The sequence below is a fragment of the Sulfitobacter sp. CB2047 genome (assembly GCF_000735125.2).
GTDB lineage: Bacteria > Pseudomonadota > Alphaproteobacteria > Rhodobacterales > Rhodobacteraceae > Sulfitobacter > Sulfitobacter pontiacus.
The window spans coordinates 1,706,473-1,723,038 of the sequence record NZ_CP072613.1 but is presented as its reverse complement, the minus strand read 5'-3'; the positions used below and the strand labels follow the sequence as shown (position 1 = coordinate 1,723,038).

The window sequence follows — 16,566 nt, the reverse complement described above, 5'->3', positions numbered from 1 at the left end:
CAAAGCGCCCTCGGGCGCTTTTTTCGTTTTAAGACAACGCGCTATTCGATCTCTTTCGCTCAGCCGATCCACACGAGCGTCACCCAGGCCAGCACGCCATAGCGCAATGCCTTGCCGATGCCGACGATTGCGACGAAGGACCACAGCGGCTCTCTTAGCACCCCTGCGGTGACGGTCAGCGCATCGCCAACAACCGGAAACCAGCTGACCAGCAGCGACCAGCGGCCATAGCGCGCATACCACATCTCGGCCCGCGCCATTTGCGACGGGGATGCAGGAAACCAGCGCTTGTGTTGGAACCGCAGCACCGCATGCCCCAGCCCCCAATTCACCACCGACCCCAAGACATTGCCCACCGTGGCAACCGCCAGCAACCCCAGAACCCCGTGCTGGCCGTGGATCATCAGCCCGACCAGCAACGCTTCGGATTGCATCGGTAGAATCGTCGCTGCAAGAAAGGCGACCGCAAAAAGGCTCAGGTAACCGGTCATCGACGGGCCCAAGCCAACGGGCATCTGGCGACCCGTTCGGGGCGTCGGAACCGATCACCGTACAGGCGGAATATATCGTAAGGGGGGTATGGCGGACAGACAGGGATTCGAACCCTGGAGACGGTCTCCCGCCTACACACTTTCCAGGCGTGCGCCTTCGACCACTCGGCCACCTGTCCATTGAGGGGGTGTTTAACGTGACCTGCAGGCGGGGTGCAAGGGGTAAAACGCGCGAAATTCAACAAGATTTCAATGCGCCGTTCAGCTGTCGAGATGGACGTAGATCCGGCGGGTGCCGCGCCCCTTTTTCTCAATCTTGCCAAGGCGTACCGCCCCAATCTCTCCGGTGCGGGCAACGTGGGTACCACCGCAAGGCTGCAGGTCGATCCATGCGTCACTCTCTCCGATTTGCACCAGACGTACGTTGGCCGCCGTGACCGGTGGTGCGACGGATAACGTCTTGACCAACTCAGGCGCGGCTTGCAATTCCGCTTGGGTAATCCAGTGATCCGTAATCGGCAAATCCTGCGCGATATAGGACGCCAGCGCGTCTTCGATGCCGTCGCGATCCTCTGGCGCATCGGCAAGGTCAAAGTCGAGCCGCCCATGCGTGGCCGAGATTTGCCCTCCCACCACGGGAAACGGCACGACCACGGACAACAGATGCAGCAGGCTGTGCACCCGCATATGCCGGTGCCGGCGGTCCCAATCCAGCTTCTGTGTGACATGGGTGCCCGGCTGGGGGATTTCCTCGGGTTCGGCCGGAACCAGAATGATGGACCCGTCCAGCCCTTTGACCGTTGTCGCGATCGGCATGCGCTGCTTGTCCCAGTTCAGCCAACCGCTGTCCCCCGGTTGCCCGCCGCCCGTGGGATAGAACACTGTCCGGTCCAGCACGATCCCGCCCTCGTCGGTGATGGCGGTGACTTTGGCGGCGCTGTCGCGGGCATAGGCGTCGGTGAGGTAGATCGGCTCGTTCAACTGTCCTCTCCATCCTGCTTAGAGGGTTTTTCGCCCGCGCGGGTGCGCAGCCATACGTCCCGCTGGGGAAAGGGCACCTCGATGTTTTCGGCGGCAAAGCGTTCGACGATGGCGTGGTTGATATCGCTTTTGACCGACATCATCCAATTCACGTCCCGCAGGAAGGCACGGATCTCGAACTCCAGCGCGTCGGCCCCGAAACGCACCAGCAGCACATTTGGCGCGGGGTTCGCAAGCACCAGCGGCTGGTCCTCCGCGATCTCGCGCAGGATCGCCTCGACGCGGCGGGTATCGGTGCCATAGGCCACCCCGACCGAGATGATGACCCGCCCCACGGTATTGCCACGGGTAAAGTTGGTCACCGTACCGCTGACAAGATCGGCGTTCGGGACAATGACGTCGGTGCGGTCAAAGGTTTCGATCCGCGTGGACCGCACCGAAATATCGCGCACATAGCCGGACTTGCCACCGACCTCGATCCAGTCGCCTTCGGAAATGGGGCGTTCGATCAGCAGGATGATCCCCGAGACGAAGTTGCTGACGATGTTCTGCAGACCGAAACCGATACCGACCGACAGCGCACCGGCAACGATGGCAAGTGAGCTAAGGTCAATGCCCGCCCCCGTGATCGCGGCCAGCGCGGCCAGAAAGATCCCGACATAGCCCAGCCCCGACAGCAGCGCGTTCTGCCCGCCGATGTCGATCTTGGTCTTGGGCAGGACATTGCTGCGCAGCGCCCCTTGCAGCAGCCGCGTGAGCAGATAGCCGATCGCAAAAATCACCGCGAAGGCCAGCAGGTTCGACGGCGAGATCTGGCTTTCCCCGATGGTGAACCCGCGCGAGAATGCGGCCCATAACTCGGTCAGGTCAGCGACCCGTGCGCCCCAGACCAACGCAAGCACGGGCATCGCCAACAACAGCAAAATCAGACCGAAGAACAGCGGCATCAGCGCTTCGCGTGCGGCAACGCCCTGCCCCGTGATCGCGCCATAGACATCCGCGGAAAAGCGTTGCAGCGCCATGACCAGCCCCAGCACGGCTAGTGTCGTCACATAGGGGCGCAGGATCGCATCCGACAGATCTTGATAGCCAAAGGCATACAGCAGCGGTGCCACAACAGAGACCGCAATAGCCCCCAGCCCGGCACCGCGTACAACCCGCGCATGGGACGATGCTTTGGTCATGCCATCCGCGTCTGGCGTATCCTCTTCGGGTTCACGGTAGCTGCGCAGGATCCGACCGATCTGGAACAGCGCGAGACTGGTCAGCACCGCCAGCGGGAATTGCACCACCGCGCGGGTCGCCAAGCTGGGGTCGCCGATTTCAAGCACCGTCAGCGCCACGATAGACAGGATCATCACGAAGGTGATCGCGTTCACGTAGAACCGTGCGGATTTACGTTGCTGTGCAGACAGCGGCAAAAGCGCTTCGTCTTCTTCGCGGGCAAAGACCCGTTCGGACACCCAGCGGAACCCGAAGATAAGCAGGCCAATCAGTGGCAGCAATTCAACGACCTGTGTCGCGCGTGTGCCCAGAAAACCCGATTGCCGTGCCGCGATGGTCAGCAGGTAAAGCCCCACCAGCGGGAACAGGATGCGCAACAGGGAGACGACAAAGCGCCAGATCCCCATGCCGCGCGCCTGATGCACGCGCAGGGTATGCGCAATCTTCATCGCCCAGACACGGCCGCGGAACAGCAAGAGCAAGCCGGCAATACCCGCGAAGAAAACGGTCGGCAGGTTGTTTTCCAACGTATTCAGCGCGCTGTCCGTATCCTGTTCAGCGCTTTCCTGCCAGAAAGCGGCAAAGGCATCCTGCATCTCGACCAGCGCGGGCCCCCAATAGACGGGGTTCAGCGGCGACGGCGTGGTGCGGAGCAGCCGTTCGGTCTGGCGTTCGCGAATGATCTTGTCGATCTCGCGCACCAGTCCGTCTGCGCGCAGAAACTCGCGCTCTGCGATCTGAACGGGCGCCAGCAGGGTGTTCAACTGCTGATTGATGTCGGCGCGGGTCTTGGCCACCTCTGGCGCTTCGGGTTCGGCATTTTCGCCCTCGGGCGCTGTGCCCAAGGCGGCAAGCTGGTCGCGCAGCGCAGCGATACGTTCAGCGTTCAGCGTGCGCGCGGCCTCGAACTCGGACCGGTAGTTGACGATACGCCCGCGCAAGCTGTCGAGTTCGGAAGTCGGTGTGTCGGCCTCTTCAACCGATTGTTCCGCCTTGACCGCAACACTATCCCATTGCTCCGCCGTTTCTTCGACGTCGGTCTGCGCGAAAGCCGCGGTCGTCAGGCAAAGCGCCAGAAGACCGCAGGCCAGAAGCCCCCTGAGCGTCGCGATCATTGGTCTTCGAAGACGCCGGGAATGGATTGTGGGGCGCGGTCCAGCCAAGCGGGCACGGGCAGATCTTTTTCGCGCAGGAAGTCGGGGTTGAACAGTTTCGACTGATAGCGCGTGCCAAAATCGCACAGGATCGTCACGATGGTATGCCCCGGCCCCATATCCTTGGCCAGACGCACCGCACCGGCCACGTTCACACCCGACGACGCCCCAAGGCAAAGCCCTTCGTGTTGCAGCAGATCAAAGACATAGGGAAGCGCCTCTTCGTCCGAGACGTTGTAGCTGAAATCGGGCGTGAACCCTTCGAGGTTCTTGGTGATGCGGACCTGACCGATACCTTCTGCGATTGATCCGCCTTCGGCGACCAGTTCGCCCTTGGTGTAATAGTTATGCAGCGCGGCCCCGTCCGGATCGGCAATCGCGATTTTCACGCCTTTGGGCTGCAACGCCATGCCGATACCGGCCAGCGTGCCGCCAGATCCTACCGCACAGCAGAATCCGTCAACCTTGCCGCCGGTCTGCTCCCAGATCTCGGGGCCGGTGGTTTCGATATGCGCCTGACGGTTGGCGACGTTGTCGAACTGGTTGGCCCAGATCACACCTTCGTTCGTGGTGCGCGCCAGTTCATTCGCGAGCCGTTCCGAGTAGCGCACAAAGTTGTTGGGGTTGCGGTAGGGTGCCGCGGGCACTTGCACCAGCTCGGCCCCGGCAAGGCGCAGCATGTCCTTTTTTTCCTGACTTTGCGTTTCAGGAATGACGATCACGGTTTTGAACCCCATCGATGCGCCGACCAGTGCCAGCCCGATACCGGTGTTCCCTGCCGTGCCTTCGACAATCGTGCCGCCGGGTTTCAGCGTACCCTTGGCGATGGCATCCTGAATGATGAACAGCGCAGCACGGTCCTTGACCGACTGGCCGGGGTTCATGAATTCTGCCTTGCCGTATATCTCGCAGCCGGTTTCCTCGCTCGCCTTGCGCAGACGAATAAGAGGGGTGTTGCCAATGGCCTGCGCCAGATCAGATGCGACGTGCATGGGATGCTCCTAAATCAAGTTACCTCCGGTGTAGCGGCGGGCGCTTCCAACCTCAAGCGTTCCCGATGCCGCGCAAGCCAGTAAGCGGCAATCACCAGCGGCGCATTGGCAGCTTCAAGCTGGTCTACCATTGTCATCAGCGCATCAAAGCCGATGAGATGGGACCGGATATCCTCGTTTTCGGCCTCAAGCCCGTTCACACCGGTGCTATCATCGGGCAAATCGGCAAGGCCCAGATAGATATAGAAAAATTCCGTAGAATCCCCCGGAGAGGCATAGACTTCCGCGATTTTTTCAAGCTTGCGCAGGGTCAGACCCGCTTCTTCCTGCGCTTCGCGGTGCGCGGCGTCTTCGGGGCTTTCGCCCGGATCAACACGGCCCGCGATGGGTTCAAGCTGCCACTGCGCGCGATCCCCCCGCGCCACCGGCCCCATGCGCAGCTGCTCTACCAGCATCACCCGATCCCGCACCGGATCATAGGGCAGCACCAAGGCGGCATCGGTCGCGACGAAGACCGCACGCTCCAGCACATCGGTCATCGTGCCGTCGAAACGCTCGTGCGCGAGGTGATATTCGTTCAGCGCGAAATAATTGGTATAGGCGCGGTCAATCCGGTCGATCCGGACCTTGCCGTCCAGCGTCCCTGCCCCGTGTTTCGACCGAAGCGCATTCACCTGCGCCGCTGCCCGTGACCGGATCATCGGGAACATCTGTGCCACGCGGTCGGCGGTGTAGACGCCGAAATAATCCATCACCTCGCGCGCAGCAAAGCAGCTGAGCGCACCCCAATCTGCCTGCCACTGCGTCAGCGACCACGGGTCACGTGTCGTCCATTGATCAGGCCGCGCGAAATAGCCCAAAGCGCTTGCGCCGCTTTCCAACGTGATTTCTTGCAGGTCGTAGGCAAAGCTGCCCTCGTAGAAATTCAACCGGTCCAGATCGTTCTGCCCCAGCCCGCGCAGCAACACCCCTTCGGCGGATTGGCCCGGTGCCGGCACGATGCAGGGGAACGGCCCCTCGACAACGGATAAGGCGATGTGATCCGGCAAACGGTCCGGCGAGATGTCAAGCCGGTCCGCCGCGCGCCCCATCACAATTTCAAGCAGCGGCACATGCCGCAACGACCCATAGAGAAAAAGATCTGTCATCGGCTTAAGGGAACTTGCTGTCGATAAGGTTTGTGATCACGCCACTGACGGCACCGCCAATCAACACGACCGCGATGATCGGCACCGTTGCCATGATCAGGAAGTATTCGGCACCGATACCAATCATGCCCACCAGCGCCTCTCCGACACCGCCATAGCGGTGCATCATCGCGTTCTCGATCATCTCGCGGCCTGCCTGGATGAACAGCCCCCAGAACACCAGAACCACGGCGCCGGTCAGCCCGATGGTGATCCCTTCGGAAACGCCACCGCCCGCACGTGCCCCCATGACCCGCCACCCGACCGCGAGCCCGAGGGCAATATTGGTGGGAATGAAATACCCGAACTGGGTGGATTCAGGCATCAGGGGCATGATCATGCGCGAAAGGGCAAAGCCCATCAGCGCCAGGCAGAAAGCGGCTGTCAGGCGGGCAGCGGTCGGCATCGGGATTTCCTTAGACTACAAGCAATGCGCCCTCAGGCCGGACGCTTCACGGTAATCTGTGTCACATCGCAATTGCCGCTGTCAAAGGTAGACGCGCAAGAGGTGAGGTAGAAATCCCACATCCGCTTGAAGCGTTCGTCAAAGCCCATACGCGCGATCTCTTCCCACTTCTCATTGAAGGTCGTATGCCAGCGGCGCAGCGTGACGTCGTAGCTTTTTCCAAATTCGATAGACTTTTCAACGGCTAGTCCGGCATTCTCAACCTGTTGCTTCAACACCGCGGGGCTTGGTAGCATACCCCCCGGAAAGATATATTTCTGAATGAAATCAACGCCTCGCTTGTAAACCTTCCAGCGACGATCCGGCACGGTGATGATTTGCAAGGTCGCTTGACATCCAGGTTTAAGACAGGCGTGCAACGTATTGAAATACGACGGCCAATACTGTTCCCCAACGGCTTCGAACATCTCGATGCTGGCAATACCATCGTAAGTGCCACGCTCGTCACGGTAATCTTGAAGCTTGAACTGAACAACATCGGCCAAGCCCGCGTTTTCAATACGTTCTTTGGCGTAGTTAAACTGCTCTTTGCTGATCGTAAGGCAGGTGACCTTGAGCCCGCGTTCCTTCGCTGCATATTCAGCGAAACCGCCCCAGCCGCAGCCGATTTCCAGCACATGGTCCCCAGCCGAGACCCCCATTTGATCCACCATAGAGGCATATTTCGCAGTCTGCGCCGCCTCTAGCGATTGTTGAAAGCCGTCCTCGAAAAGCGCGCTTGAATAGGTCATCGTGTCATCAAGCCACAATTTGTAGAAATCATTCCCCAAATCATAGTGATAGCTGATGTTCTTACGCGCTTGCTTCTTGCTGTTGCGCTGCAACCAGAAGCGCAGGGATTCAAATTTGCGGATCAACCCCATGCCGGGGAATGAATCGTAGATATCCTCATTCGCATGAGCCACGTCCATAAAGGCCTGCAGGTCCGGTGTGCTCCACCATTCGTCAAGGTAGGCATCGCTGAAACCAAGATCACCCTCCCTGATAAGACGCGCGAACAAGTCATTGTTATGGATACGGATTTCCGCAATGGGCAGCGGGTTCTTTCCGGTTGCGCGAAAGCACCGCCCGTCGGGCAAAACAAAGTCGACCTGCCCGTTTTGCATTTCCTGCGCCATCGCAAAAACACGCGAGAAATATCGTGGAAGGGCAGTCTGCCCCTCGGTGCTGGTCAAAATCATTCGCTCTCCTGTATGCGCTTGGACGCGTATCTTATTGGTTTATGGGTGTTACGTGGGAGATCCACGTTTCATAAAGGTTAAAAGTTTCGCCCCTTATAGGTTTCAAGGGCCCGTTCGCGCCCTTCGTCCAGCGCGATGATCTTCTCGGGATAGTCATCATCCGCCGACAAGGGCCAACTGCGCGGGATCGCATCAAAGAACGCGAGCGCGTCCTTATGCGGATTGGCACGCCCTTCGGCGATCCAGCGACTGGCGTAGTCTCTATTCTTATCAAATTTATCCAGCTGTGTCTCGGGGTTGAACACGCGGAAATACGGAGACGCATCCGGCCCCGACCCCGCCGCCCATTGCCACCCCATCGCATTGCTCGCGGGGTCCCAGTCGATCAGGCAATGTTCAAACCACTTCTGCCCGATGCGCCAGTGACACATCAGATGTTTCGTCAGATAGCTCGCGACGATCATGCGGCCCCGGTTATGCATGCGGCCGGTGACATAGAGCTCGCGCATGGCAGCATCGACAAAGGGTTCGCCCGTGCGCCCCTGTTTCCAGGCTTTTACCTCGGCACGGCGTTCATCCTCGTTCCAGGGGAAGGCATCCCATTCCTCGCGCCAATTGTCGGTCAGCATCCGTGGCGTGTGATGCATCAGGTGATAGGCAAACTCGCGCCACACCAGCTCTTTCAGAAAGGTCTCCGCCCCCTGTTTGCCGTCATGCAAGGCGCGCTGTGCGGCGTGCCAGCATTGATGCGGACTAATCTCACCCAGCGACAGGTTCTCGGACAGGTTCGACGTGCCATCGGTGCCGGGAATGTCGCGGGTCTGCTTATAGTCGGCTACCCCATGCGCCATGAAGGCCCCCAGCCGCGACTGCGCGGCTTTTTCGCCCAGACAGACAAACGGGCGCACCACATCGGCACCACGGTCCATCGCAGCCCCCAAGCCCCACCCGTCCAGCGCATCACTGTCGGGCCAGCTTTCGGGCGCGGGAAGTTCTGAAGGTGCCGACAGCGGCGGCTCAACATCGCGGGTTTTGACGTTGTTCCAGAACGGCGTGTAGACCTTATAGCAGTCGTCCGCCTTGGTCTCGACCGTCCAGGGCTCGAACATGACGTGCCCCCCAAAGGATTTCGCCTCTATCCCGTCGTTGCACAGGATCTCTTTGATCTTGCTGTCGCGCTGCACGCTGTCCGGATCATAAAGCCGCGACCAATAGACGGCACCGGCGCCCGTCTCCTTGATCAGAACCTGTAATACCTCAAGCGCATCGCCTTCACGCAAGATCAGCCTGCTCGACACCCCCTCAAGACTGTTCGCCAGCGCCCCGATCCCCAACCCCAGACGCCATTTCGGTGCCGCGCCAAGGGCGTTGACGCTCTTGTCCTTTATAAAGACGGGTATCACGGGCCGCCCCGCGTTTGCAGCGGCAGATAGGGCCGGATGATCGCTAAGCCGCAGATCGCGGCGATACCAAAGAAGGATGGGGCTTTTATCGGACATGTCACACTTTGCGTTAAGGTGATGCAAAGCTAGTGCTGCCCTCGCAAGGTCAAGGCCGTACCAGTCCCTAAATACGCCAAACGGCGACCCCAAGGGGCCGCCGCCAGACAAATCGTAGCCGTCGTGCCGGTGGTTTAACCGTTCACATCAACCACAACACGACCCCGCACCTGACCGTTCAGGATGTCTGCCCCCAGCTTGGGCAGATCGCTCAGCGTCGCAGGCACGACCATATCCTCAAGCTTGGACAGCGGCAGGCCTTTCCCGATCCGCTGCCATGCGCGCAGACGGTTGTCATAGGGTTGCATGACGGAATCGATCCCCAGCAGGTTCACACCGCGCAGCAGGAAGGGGATCACCGTGGCCGGCAACCCTGCCCCACCCGCGAGCCCGACAGCTGCGACCGAACCGCCGTATTTCATCTGCCCCAAGACCCGCGCCAGCATCTCGCCGCCCACGGCATCAATGCAACCGGCCCAGGTTTCGGATTCCAGCGGGCGTTTAACGGTTTCGTTCAACTCTTCCCGCGCGACGATCTGCGTGGCACCCAGCGATTTCAGATAATCCGCCGTATCCGGGCGGCCCGTCACACCGGCGACCTCGTGACCCAATGCAGCAAGGATGGCGACCGCGACCGACCCCACGCCACCGGCGGCACCCGTCACCAGCACCGGCCCGTTGCCTGGCACCAGCCCGTGATCCTCCAGCGCCATGACAGACAGCATCGCGGTAAAGCCCGCCGTGCCCACGGCCATGGCCTGGCGGGTATTCAGCCCCTCGGGCAGCGGCACCAGCCAGTCTGCCTTCACACGCGCCTTTTGCGCATAACCGCCCCAATGGGCCTCGCCCACACGCCAGCCGGTCAGCACGACCTTATCGCCGGGTTTGTAGCGATCATCGTCCGATGCCTCCACGGTGCCTGCGAAATCGATACCCGGAATATGGGGATACTTGCGTACCAAGCCGCCGCCCGGCCCGATGCACAGCCCGTCCTTGTAGTTCACGGTCGAATATTCGACAGCAACGGTCACATCCCCCTCGGGCAAACGGTCAAGGTCGATCTGGGTAACCTCGGCATGGGTCTTGCCGGTGTCCTCATCCTTATTCACCATCAACGCATCAAACATCATTTCTCCTGTCTCGGACCGCCGTTCAGGGCCCGCTTCATTTTGCCAGTAAACTCCGGGGAGCCCGAGGGGCTGGCCCCTCGGTTCCATGGGTTCAAGCTGCGCGCCAGTGGGGGTGCCCGCCGACTCACATCTTGCAAAATTAATGTCAGACAATTAAAGTTTTTCCAAACCATAAATGTAAGACATATGAATTCCACGCCAGAAACCGCCTCTGATCTGTCCAGCCATATTGCCGCGAACATCCGTGATGCCATCATCAAGGGTGTGTTGATCGTGGACGAACGCCTCCCCTCCGAGGCGGAGCTGTCGGCGCAGTTCAACGTCTCGCGCGCGACGGTGCGCGAGGCGCTCAAGCGGTTGGCGGCACAATCGTTGATCCGCACGCAACGGGGTGCAACGGGCGGCGCTTTCGTCAATCGCATCAGCTTTGAAGCCGCCCAAGCGCAGCAGATCACCACCTCCACCCTGCTTTTGTCGATGAACGATGTGAGCTTCGAGACCGCCTGCGAGGCCCGCTTCGCGCTAGAGCGCGCCTGCGCCCCCCTGTCGGCGGCACGCAGGCAGGATCATCACCTGGACGCAATGCAAAACGCGCTTGCCGCGCAATCTGCCCCCGATCTGTCGGACGCGGGCTTTTGCGCGGCTGATGTCGCGTTTCACCGCGCGCTGGTCGATGGCGCGTGCAATCCGGTGCTGTCCTATCAACTCGCCGGTGCGGTCGAAGCGATGCAGCCGCTGATGAACATGATCACCTTCACCGCATGGTCCCGCGACGCCATCGTCGCGCGCCATCGTGACATCGCCGCCGCCATCGCCGCCCGCGACGCCGGCGCCGCCGCCCAAGGGCTGTCCCTGCTTGAGGAAGAGACCCAGGCCCTCGCCCGCACCGTCTTTGCCCGCCGCAGCAAACAGATTGACGCGGCCCGATAGCCGCGGGACATCTTTCGTTTTCAAAGCTTTCCCCTTGCAAAGCAAATCACGCCCCTTATATCTAGGGTGTCCTTCGGGACTATGGGTATAAACGCGCATGTAATAAGCGGTTCGGACCCGGGGGCGGTACCCGGCGACTCCACCAAACATCCGTCATTTGCGGATCATGGGGTCGAAATAGGATCGACGAACGTCTAAAGATGTTGCTTTATCTCGGCTGACTGCCACCGTTATCGGCGTAAAATGTACAATTGCAAATGACAATCGTGCTCCAATGGCGATGGCCGCGTAAGCGACCGGAACTATTGAAACTTAAGTCCTTACGTTTAGCGACCTAAGGCGGGGTTCGCAGGTACCTGGCAACAGAAACCTGCACTTACCTCTCCCCCGTAATTTTCCACTTTCAAGCGCATGATGTGCACTTTCCGCCTGCTTATGGTCAGGCGGGCCTTCGCCTGTGCTGCAATCAATCGGCAGCTTGCATAAGCACTTCGTCCGCTTCAGAATGAACGGCAGAACACCCAAGCCCCTTGAACCCTGACTTTCAACCCGCACTTCGGGTTTGTTTGACTTGCGGTCAAAAGTCCATAATTTTTAATAAGATACATTAACCGCCCACAAAGCAGAGAAGCCGCTCAATGTCCCAATCGACTGAAATCCTCGTCTCAACTCGGTTCTCGTTTCTAGGGGCGTCAGGATGGCAAAGCGACTTTTCCAAAGATGCGGCGATGCTGTTCGATAAAAACAGGCTGTTGCGGCGGCTATGGCTGTTCAACAATATCGCATTGGCGAGCCTCGCGTCGCAAACGGACGATAACTTTCACCATTTCATCCTCTCCAGCGATCAGATGCCCGATTGGGCAAAATCAGAGCTGACCGATATGTGTGAAGACCGTTTAGGGGCAGGCAAGTTCACGATACAATTCGCGCCGCAGGGCCCGGCGAGGAAGTTTCAGCGCCACGCAATCGGAAAATTTGCAGGGAGCGATCCCGTGGCGCAAGTCGTCCTTGATGATGATGACGGCCTGTCTTCGGATTTCATCGCAACGCTCAGAGCGCATCTAGCGCAAGCCGAGCCGCTCGAAGCAGAGGGCAAGCCCCATTTTTACACATTCCCAAAGGGGTACGCATTGGGCCTGCGTGACGACGAGGTTCAGTTATGGGCACATCGCTTCAAATTCATTAATTTGGGTCTGACGATGGTTGGCAGGAAAGACCATAAAAACATATTCGGCATCGGCCATATGGATGCACCGAAACGGTTTGGTTACACCAGCGACACTCGGAAGCTCATGTATATCCGCACGTTGAGCGACGTGAACGACTCGCGTGTCAGCGTCGGTGAAAGATGGACAGAGGTCGAGAATTGGCGCGACGACGAGGACTTTAAATCACGGTTCCCTTGGATGCTGGACGTGCCGTTCAAAGAGTTCAACGATTTCGATAGTTTGGCGTGATAGCAACCTGCCCCCCCTGACCTGACAATCCGCATCGTTTGAATACCACCGCGTGTATGTGCGGGCAGTGCCAATCGGTGCCCCACCGACGCTTGACCTCAGGGGCCGGTACTGCGACCTCTGGCGCGGGGCATCGTGAGAGGCATATGCGAGATATGAGTGTACCGGAATGGCGCCTGCTGGCGCGTGTGTTCGGGCGGATCGGGGTGCTGTCCTTTGGGGGGCCAGCGGCACAGATCGCCCTGATGCACAAAGAGTTGGTCGAGCGTCATCGCTGGCTTTCGGAAGACGGTTTTTTGCGCGCGCTGTCCTTGTGCATGTTGTTGCCCGGGCCAGAGGCGATGCAGTTGGCGACCTATGCCGGATGGCGGCTGCGCGGCACCCTTGGCGGGCTGTTGGCGGGGCTTTTGTTTGTACTCCCCGGGGCTGCAGTCATTCTGGCGCTGGCCTTTGGCTATGCCTATTTCGGCCAGCTTCCCTTGGTTCAAGCCGCGTTCATGGGGATCAAGGCGGCGGTCATTGTCGTGGTCTTTCAAGCCTTGCGCAATCTGGGACGGAAGGCGTTGCACGGGCGCGCGGGTTGGGTGCTGGCTGCGCTGGCTTTTGTGGCTCTGTTCGTCTTTGGTCTGCCCTTCCCGCTGATCATTCTGGGCGCTGGCCTTTGGGGCGCTTTCGGTGCCACCGGGCACGGCAGCGTGGTCGAGGTTGAGGTGCGACATCACCGCCCTGCCCGCCCCTTCGGCGTCATCGGGCTTTGGGTCGCGCTATGGGCGTCGCCGCTGCTGTTTGTCTGGGGTGTGGGGAATGAATTCCTGCTCAAGATCGGGCTCTTCTTCTCGAAGCTCGCGGTGGTGACCTTTGGCGGCGCCTATGCGGTGCTGGCCTATATGGCGCAGACTGTGGTGCAGGATCACGGGTGGATCACCACCGAACAGATGATCGACGCCCTGGGGCTGGCCGAGACGACGCCGGGCCCTCTCATTCTGGTGACGGAGTTTGTTGCCCTGCTGGCGGGTTTTGCCCAATCGGGGCCATGGGGCGCGGTCTCGGCCGGGGCTCTGGCGCTCTGGGTGACGTTTACGCCCTGTTTTATATGGATATTCCTTGCCGGCCCGTATCTGGAGGCGATCTCGGCGCAGCCGCGGCTGGCGGGGGCCTTGCGCGCGATTACCGCCGCCGTCGTCGGCGTGATTGCCAACCTATCGGTCTGGTTCGCGCTGCATGTGATGTTTGAACGCGTGCTGCCTATGGCGCATCTGGCCGTGCCGCTCCCTGATTGGAGCAGCTTTGATCCCGTGGCCGCTGTGCTGACGGGGGTGGCGGGAGTGTTGATGCTGGGGCTGCGGTTCGGCTTTGTCCTGACGATGACGATAAGCGCGGCATTGGCCCTTTGCTGGCGCCTGTTGCTATAAATTTTTGCGCCCCCTTTTCACTGGTGCGAAATGCCGTATGCTATCGCCATCAACCAAGGCCGGAGAGAAGTAATGAGCCGAAGCATTGAGTATGGCAATCTGATGCACGATGCCATGCGCGGGTTAATTCGTCAGGTATTACTTGACGTTGCAGCCAATGGACTGCCCGGCAACCATCACTTCTTTATTACGTTCGACACCTCTCATCCGGATGCGGAACTGGCCGATTGGCTGTCCGACCGCTACCCCGGCGAGATGACCGTTGTCATGCAGCATTGGTACGACAAGCTTGAGGTCACCGAGGAAGGATTCTCGGTCACGTTGAACTTTGGCGATGCGCCCGAACCGATGTATATCCCCTATGACGCGATCCGCACCTTTGTGGATCCGTCGGTGGAATTCGGCCTGAAGTTCGAACAGCAAGAACCGGGCCAACAGGACGAGGACGAAGATCTGCCCCAACAAGACGAAAGCGAGCTTGAGGTCGAGGAAGAAGCCCCCAAAGCCGCCGAGATCGTATCGCTGGACAGCTTCCGCAAGTAATCGACCGGTCAGCGCGCCTTGTCGCCAAGGTTAGCGCCATCGGCTCATTGCACCGCTGCGGCCCGCGGGGTAAACCCTGATCAGACATAAGCCCAAGATCAGGAGCCTTTTCATGGCCGATACCCGCACAGAAACCGACAGCTTTGGCCCATTGGAAGTGCCGTCCGACAAATACTGGGGCGCGCAGACCCAGCGGTCGATCATCAACTTCCCCATCGGGTGGGAAAAACAGCCCGTGCCGATCATCCGCGCCCTTGGCGTCGTGAAAAAAGCCTGTGCGATGGAAAACCTGAACCAGGGCAATCTGGACCAGAAGCTGGCCGATGCAATCACCGCCGCCGCGACCGAGGTGATCGAGGGCAAGTTCGACGACAATTTCCCGCTGGTCGTCTGGCAGACCGGTTCCGGCACCCAGTCGAACATGAACGCGAACGAGGTGATCTCGAACCGCGCGATCGAGATGCTGGGCGGCGAGATGGGGTCGAAAGATCCGGTCCACCCCAACGACCACTGCAACATGGGACAGTCGTCCAACGATACCTTCCCTACCGCGATGCATGTAGCCATCGGCATGCAGGCCCGCGATGTACTGCTGCCCGGTCTGCAAAAACTGCACGACGCCTTGGTCGCGAAGTCCGAAGAGTTCAAGGACATCATCAAGATCGGCCGGACCCATACCCAGGATGCGACACCGCTGACCTTGGGTCAGGAATTCTCGGGCTATGCGCATCAGGTGAAAAAGGGAATCGAACGGGTCAACGCCTGCCTGCCCGATATCTATGAACTGGCCCAAGGCGGTACTGCCGTTGGCACCGGCCTGAACACCAAAAAAGGCTGGGCCGAAGCCGTGGCCGCGCATATGGCCGAGATCACCGGCCTGCCCTTTGTCACCGCGCCCAACAAGTTTGAATCGCTGGCCGCCCATGACGCGATGGTCATGTTCTCGGGTGCGCTGAAAACCGTTGCGGGATCGCTGTTCAAAATCGCCAATGACATGCGCTTGCTCGGGTCCGGCCCGCGTTCGGGTCTGGGCGAGTTGATCCTGCCCGAGAACGAGCCCGGGTCGTCGATCATGCCGGGTAAGGTGAACCCGACGCAGGCCGAAGCGCTGACCATGGTCTGTGCGCATGTCATGGGCAATGACGCCGCCGTCGGCTTTGCCGGCTCGCAAGGTCATTTCGAGCTTAACGTCTACAACCCGATGATGAGCTATAACGTTCTGCAATCCATGCAGCTTTTGGGCGACAGCGCCTCGGCCTTCACGGACAATATGGTTGTCGGCACACAGGCCAATGTCGAACGTATAGACAAGCTGATGAAAGAAAGCCTGATGCTGGTCACAGCGCTGGCCCCTACGATTGGCTATGACAACGCGACCAAAGTCGCGAAGACGGCCCACAAGAACGGCACGACGCTCAAGGAAGAAGCAATCGCCTTGGGCTTTGTCGATGCCGAAACATTCGACCGCGTGGTGCGGCCGGAGCAAATGATCGGACCCAAAGAATGAGCGCCCCCATCAACCTCAACAAGGTCAAGAAAGAGCGCAACCGCGCCTCGCGCAAGGCCCGTGCCGATGAAAACGCGGTACAGTTCGGCCAAAGCAAGGACCAGAAAGAGGTTTTGAAAGCCCGTCTGGCGCAAATCTCGCGCAATCTGGAAGCCCATAAGCGCGACACATGAGCGCCCGGCCGGTGAAACATTCGGTGACCCTTCGGGGTCACCGTACGTCGATCTCGCTGGAGGATGAATTCTGGCAGGAATTGCGCGACCTTGCGCAAGAGATGGACATGCCGATCAATGCGCTAGTGGCGCGGATCGATGCAGAACGCGGCGTTGAAGCGGGGCTGGCCTCTGCGATCCGCGTGTATGTGCTGCGAGCATTAAAGGAACGTTTACCTTCGCGGGGGTAAGTTTCCCCC

The 16,566-nt window shown here is 59.8% G+C and carries 16 protein-coding genes, 1 tRNA gene and 1 other RNA gene; 8 read left to right on the top strand and 10 right to left on the bottom strand.

Annotated features, from left to right (window positions below):
* Window positions 1-59 precede the first annotated feature (59 nt).
* The 10 genes from IV89_RS08485 to acuI form a co-directional block, all read right to left on the bottom strand.
* Window positions 60-515 carry a YqaA family protein gene (locus IV89_RS08485; protein WP_235183786.1) on the bottom strand — a complete coding sequence of 152 codons (456 nt, stop codon included), beginning with the start codon at window positions 513-515 and terminating at the stop codon, window positions 60-62.
* A 65-nt stretch (window positions 516-580) separates the two neighbouring features.
* Window positions 581-670 (bottom strand) — tRNA-Ser (locus tag IV89_RS08480).
* 82 nt (window positions 671-752) lie between these two features.
* Window positions 753-1,472: an alanyl-tRNA editing protein gene (locus tag IV89_RS08475; protein WP_037944327.1), complete on the bottom strand. Its 720-nt coding sequence runs from the start codon at window positions 1,470-1,472 to the stop codon at window positions 753-755.
* Entirely contained in the window at window positions 1,469-3,811 is a 2,343-nt protein-coding gene (locus IV89_RS08470; RefSeq protein WP_037944328.1) for a DUF3772 domain-containing protein, read from the bottom strand. The genes IV89_RS08475 and IV89_RS08470 overlap by 4 nt, the downstream gene beginning before the upstream one ends.
* Window positions 3,808-4,842, bottom strand: a complete 1,035-nt coding sequence (locus IV89_RS08465) for a cysteine synthase A (protein ID WP_037944329.1) — start codon at window positions 4,840-4,842, stop codon at window positions 3,808-3,810. Before IV89_RS08465 ends, IV89_RS08470 begins: the two co-directional genes overlap by 4 nt.
* A gap of 14 nt (window positions 4,843-4,856) precedes the next feature.
* Window positions 4,857-5,990 (bottom strand): NUDIX domain-containing protein, encoded by a 1,134-nt coding sequence (locus IV89_RS08460; protein WP_037944330.1) that lies wholly within the window; start codon window positions 5,988-5,990, stop codon window positions 4,857-4,859.
* Between the two features lie 4 nt (window positions 5,991-5,994).
* A complete protein-coding gene (locus IV89_RS08455; protein ID WP_005853664.1) occupies window positions 5,995-6,435 on the bottom strand; it encodes a TrgA family protein in 441 nt (146 codons plus the stop codon).
* A 32-nt stretch (window positions 6,436-6,467) separates the two neighbouring features.
* A complete protein-coding gene (locus tag IV89_RS08450) occupies window positions 6,468-7,676 on the bottom strand; it encodes a cyclopropane-fatty-acyl-phospholipid synthase family protein (protein ID WP_037944332.1) in 1,209 nt (402 codons plus the stop codon).
* A gap of 77 nt (window positions 7,677-7,753) precedes the next feature.
* Window positions 7,754-9,175, bottom strand: coding sequence for a deoxyribodipyrimidine photo-lyase (locus IV89_RS08445; RefSeq protein ID WP_037944333.1), 1,422 nt, complete (start codon window positions 9,173-9,175; stop codon window positions 7,754-7,756).
* A gap of 134 nt (window positions 9,176-9,309) precedes the next feature.
* On the bottom strand, window positions 9,310-10,302 hold the full coding sequence (acuI, locus tag IV89_RS08440) for an acryloyl-CoA reductase (RefSeq protein WP_037944334.1): 993 nt from the start codon (window positions 10,300-10,302) through the stop codon (window positions 9,310-9,312).
* A gap of 189 nt (window positions 10,303-10,491) precedes the next feature.
* Here acuI and IV89_RS08435 point away from each other — a divergent pair, with 189 nt between their 5' ends.
* From IV89_RS08435 to IV89_RS08400, 8 genes are all read left to right on the top strand, one after another.
* Entirely contained in the window at window positions 10,492-11,235 is a 744-nt protein-coding gene (locus IV89_RS08435; RefSeq protein WP_037944336.1) for an FCD domain-containing protein, read from the top strand.
* A gap of 30 nt (window positions 11,236-11,265) precedes the next feature.
* Window positions 11,266-11,612, top strand: a transfer-messenger RNA (tmRNA) gene (gene ssrA, locus IV89_RS08430).
* A gap of 261 nt (window positions 11,613-11,873) precedes the next feature.
* Window positions 11,874-12,692 (top strand): glycosyltransferase, encoded by an 819-nt coding sequence (locus IV89_RS08425; protein WP_037944337.1) that lies wholly within the window; start codon window positions 11,874-11,876, stop codon window positions 12,690-12,692.
* Between the two features lie 155 nt (window positions 12,693-12,847).
* Window positions 12,848-14,104 carry a chromate efflux transporter gene (gene chrA / locus IV89_RS08420; protein ID WP_037944338.1) on the top strand — a complete coding sequence of 419 codons (1,257 nt, stop codon included), beginning with the start codon at window positions 12,848-12,850 and terminating at the stop codon, window positions 14,102-14,104.
* Between the two features lie 72 nt (window positions 14,105-14,176).
* Complete coding sequence (locus IV89_RS08415; RefSeq protein WP_005853671.1) at window positions 14,177-14,647, top strand: ClpXP protease specificity-enhancing factor SspB; 471 nt, start codon at window positions 14,177-14,179, stop codon at window positions 14,645-14,647.
* Between the two features lie 112 nt (window positions 14,648-14,759).
* Window positions 14,760-16,154 (top strand): class II fumarate hydratase, encoded by a 1,395-nt coding sequence (gene fumC, locus IV89_RS08410; protein ID WP_005853673.1) that lies wholly within the window; start codon window positions 14,760-14,762, stop codon window positions 16,152-16,154.
* Entirely contained in the window at window positions 16,151-16,327 is a 177-nt protein-coding gene (locus IV89_RS08405; RefSeq protein ID WP_005853675.1) for a DUF4169 family protein, read from the top strand. The genes fumC and IV89_RS08405 overlap by 4 nt, the downstream gene beginning before the upstream one ends.
* The gene (locus IV89_RS08400) at window positions 16,324-16,557 is read left to right on the top strand and encodes a ribbon-helix-helix domain-containing protein (RefSeq protein ID WP_037944339.1); all 234 of its coding nucleotides are present in this window, start codon (window positions 16,324-16,326) and stop codon (window positions 16,555-16,557) included. The genes IV89_RS08405 and IV89_RS08400 overlap by 4 nt, the downstream gene beginning before the upstream one ends.
* Window positions 16,558-16,566 lie beyond the last annotated feature (9 nt).